Here is a 3,792-nt window from a genome sequence, read left to right as displayed (position 1 = left end):
CCATAATAGGGATATATATCTGCATCAAAGGAAAGCCCCTCCCCCGTTTCCCCAACGGCAGGACTTTCTTCCTGGGCATCCGCTTCCTCCTGGGAGACTTCTTCCCGTTCCTCCCTTACCGGCTCATAGCCGCTTTTTCCTTCCACAGAATCCGGCAGCACCACCTGTTCCTCAGAGGGAATCACATAGTCTGCCTTCACTGCTGACGGCGCAAGTCCCTGCGAATCCTCCGGCTGCGTATCTCCCGTTGACTGGGTCTGTAAAGTTTCCTGTCCCTGGGACGGTAAGGCTCCTGCTTCCTCTCCATAGATAGCCGCCGCAAGGCTCCCTGTCAGGGAAGGATTCAGGGCGCAGACCAGCACGCCCATGCAGCATCCCAATACAATCATGCAAATACCGTAAAAAATTCCCTTCAAAATCTTCAAGCTACCATACCCTCCTTTGAAGCAGCCGTCCCTCCGCCGTCTGCCGGTTTCTCTGCTGTGATATTTTTTTATTATTTTTCCTCAATTAATACTTAACCTTTTCCTTATCTAACTGATATAACACCTTATCTATCTTTGCATAAGGTATCTCAGGGCAATTACGCTGTTGATATATATAACAATCTTCCACATATTTCACATACAATTTTGTCAGGGCTTCCACCTTGGTAAGGTTTCCGGGAAACTCCTTACCATATAATTCTCTATACGCCCTCTGATCTATGATCGGGAACACATCCGGATAATAAAAATGCAGCACCGTACTTGCCATAGGCAGACGCATCCCCTTTGAACAAAGCAGCATTGCCAGAATTTCTGATGTTTTTTTACTATTGGCTGCTTCCATTGGCGTCTTTACAGTATCCAGTTCAAACAAAGCATCAATTAACTTCTCTTGGACCTGAGGCCTTCGATTCATTTTCCACAACACTATTTCATTTATTATGTCCTTATTTGCGCGATAATCTTTTCTGTCAACCGATGATATCCTGCTCATAATTTCTGCTTCGTCATCGTATGTAAATCTATTTAGTACCTCTTGTTCATTCATTATATTCCTCGACATTTTGCTGATATGTAATAATTTTCTGGAAGCTTTCCCCATCATTGTACCACGGGATAGCAGGTGCTGTATAGCGGCAAAAATCTCTAAGCCTTGCTAAAAATACCGGATTTTGTATCATCAGCCGATTTTCAAGGGAAACCAGATGTAAAATCCCGGCATAATTATATGCTTGACAAGATCATACAATTGTGACATTATATGGAAGGTCGAAAATATAAGGGAAATTAAGGAGGAGAACGACTATGAAAAATCAACTTAGAAAAATGCTTGTGCTCATGTGTGCAGCAATTATGGCACTTATGGTCACAGCCTGCAGCGGCGGCAAATTCTCTACGCTTCAGGAGTTCATTGAGTCTGACGCTATGCAGGCGGAGTTAGAGACACAGCTTGCTGCTCTTGAAGGAACCGGAATCACCGCTGATCTTACTGCAGAAGACAATAAGCTGATCTATAACTTTACAGTTGAAGATCCTGATTTGTCTGCGGCTATGGACGCTTCTGCAATAGAGGCTGCTCTGGATGCCCAGGCATCTACCTTCGAGGCTGTGGCAGTTTCGCTGAAGGATGCCGTTGACATAGACAATCCGGTTGTAGTGGTACGGTATCTGGATAATACAGGCGCAGAAATCGCCTCTAGAGAATTTGCGGGCTGATAGGACGAAAGTATTATTCTCAAAGTAATAAAGCGGGAGTATTCCAAAGCTTATGTAAGCTTTCAAGCTGATGTGAAATGAAATCACTCAGCTTGAAGGCTTTTTTCCTATCGCAGCGAACCACTTAAGCATAAATAATCTTCACCGCCGTTCTGAAACGACAACACAGTATCTGCTCTGATTTTCAACGCTCCGTTGCCTCCTTGACTGCACTGCGCATCATAGCTGCGCCTCCCATTTATGCCTCCCATTTATATTTGATCTAATATACTAACCACATTAGACTTATTTTTCGCTGCCAAGTCAATATGCGCAGAAAAAATAAGCGCATCACCATCTCAATGATACGCTTATTTTTCATTTAATTTCTATTCAATATCCAGCTAAATCAAAGGAAAGATTAAGCCTCCTTGTTGTTAATCGCTGCCTGTGCCGCTGCCAGTCTCGCAATGGGCACACGGAAAGGTGAGCAGGACACATAATTCAGTCCAATCTTATGGCAGAACTCCACGGAAGAAGGATCTCCGCCGTGCTCGCCACAGATGCCGCACTTCAAGTCAGGGCGGGTCTTGCGTCCCTTCTCCACTGCCATCTGCACCAGCTGTCCAACGCCGGTCTGATCCAGTCTTGCGAAGGGATCGGACTCATAAATCTTAGCCTGGTAGTAAGCATCCAGAAACTTGCCTGCGTCATCACGGGAAAAGCCGAAGGTCATCTGGGTCAGGTCGTTTGTACCAAAGGAGAAGAATTCCGCCTCCTCTGCGATAGCGTCTGCAGTAAGGGCCGCGCGGGGAATCTCAATCATGGTACCGATATGGTACTGCATATCAGAGTTTTTCTCCTTCTTCACCTGCTCAGCGGTCTCCACCACAATATCCTTCACAAATTTCAGCTCTTTTTTCTCTCCTACCAGAGGGATCATGATCTCGGGAACAATGTCGTAGCCCTTCTCATTTTTCACCTCAATCGCCGCCTCCATAACGGCTCTGGTCTGCATCTTTGCAATTTCAGGATAGGTAACTGCAAGACGGCAGCCTCTGTGTCCCATCATAGGGTTAAACTCATGAAGGGAATCGCATTTTGCCTTTACCTCAGCCACAGTCAGTCCCATATCCTCTGCCAGTGCGGCGATATCCGCTTCATCGGTGGGCACAAACTCATGAAGAGGCGGATCCAGATAACGGACAGTCATGGGCTTTCCTTCCAGCGTCTCATACATCGCCTTAAAGTCAGCCTTCTGGAATACAATCAGCTCATTCAAAGCTGCCTCTCTCTGCTCAACGGTATCGGACAAAATCATCTTGCGGATCTTGGGAATTCTCTCCTCGCCAAAGAACATATGCTCCGTACGGCAAAGACCGATGCCCTCAGCACCCAGCTTCACAGCATTTTCGGTATCTGCCGGGGTGTCTGCATTGGTGCGCACCTGAAGGGTTCTGAACTGATCCGCCCAGGCCATGATACGGCCGAAGTTGCCTCCTACGGACGCCTCAACGGTCTTGATATCTCCCTTGTAAATCTTGCCGGTACTGCCGTCCAAAGAGATGTAATCTCCCTCATGGAATTCATATCCGCCAAGTGAAAATACCTTTGCTTCCTCATCAATTTTAATATCTCCGCATCCGGATACACAGCAGGTTCCCATGCCGCGGGCAACCACTGCCGCATGGGAGGTCATGCCGCCGCGCACGGTCAAAATACCTTCAGCTGCGTGCATACCCTCAATGTCCTCAGGTGAGGTCTCCAGACGCACAAGAATCACTCTTTCGCCTCTGCCGCCCTTTCCTGCCGCCTTTGCATCCTCTGCAGTAAAGTACACCTTGCCTGCTGCTGCGCCGGGGGAAGCGGGAAGCGCACTGCCGATCACCTCGCCTGCCTTCAGTGCATCCGCGTCAAAGGTAGGGTGCAGCAGCTGATCCAGGGATTTTGCCTCGATGCGGCATACTGCCTCCTCAGGAGTGATCATGCCCTCATCCACCAGGTCGCATGCAATGTTGATTGCAGCTGCAGCGGTTCTCTTGCCGTTTCTGGTCTGCAGGAAGTAAAGCTTGCCCTCCTCAATGGTAAACTCCATATCCTGCATATCGCG

At 47.9% G+C, this 3,792-nt stretch carries 4 protein-coding genes; 1 reads left to right on the top strand and 3 read right to left on the bottom strand.

Translation table 11 applies throughout. The annotated features are described in order from the left end of the window. Both AC1WIP_RS12915 and AC1WIP_RS12910 read right to left on the bottom strand, forming a co-directional pair. Positions 1 to 425, bottom strand: a 425-nt coding sequence (locus AC1WIP_RS12915) for a hypothetical protein (RefSeq protein ID WP_481142213.1), incomplete at its 3' end; no start/stop codon positions are given. A gap of 85 nt (positions 426 to 510) precedes the next feature. Further along, a complete protein-coding gene (locus tag AC1WIP_RS12910; protein WP_481142212.1) occupies positions 511 to 1,035 on the bottom strand; it encodes a hypothetical protein in 525 nt (174 codons plus the stop codon). A 257-nt stretch (positions 1,036 to 1,292) separates the two neighbouring features. Between AC1WIP_RS12910 and AC1WIP_RS12905 the strand changes: the two genes are divergently transcribed. Further along, the gene (locus tag AC1WIP_RS12905) at positions 1,293 to 1,703 is read left to right on the top strand and encodes a DUF4854 domain-containing protein (RefSeq protein ID WP_481142211.1); all 411 of its coding nucleotides are present in this window, start codon (positions 1,293 to 1,295) and stop codon (positions 1,701 to 1,703) included. 400 nt (positions 1,704 to 2,103) lie between these two features. Here the strand turns inward: AC1WIP_RS12905 and ppdK are convergent. Continuing rightward, positions 2,104 to 3,792: pyruvate, phosphate dikinase (ppdK, locus tag AC1WIP_RS12900; RefSeq protein WP_481142210.1), on the bottom strand; the 1,689-nt coding region annotated here is incomplete at its 5' end.

This window comes from Acetatifactor sp., from assembly GCF_982438285.1.
This window is presented reverse-complemented; position numbering and strand designations above follow the sequence as displayed.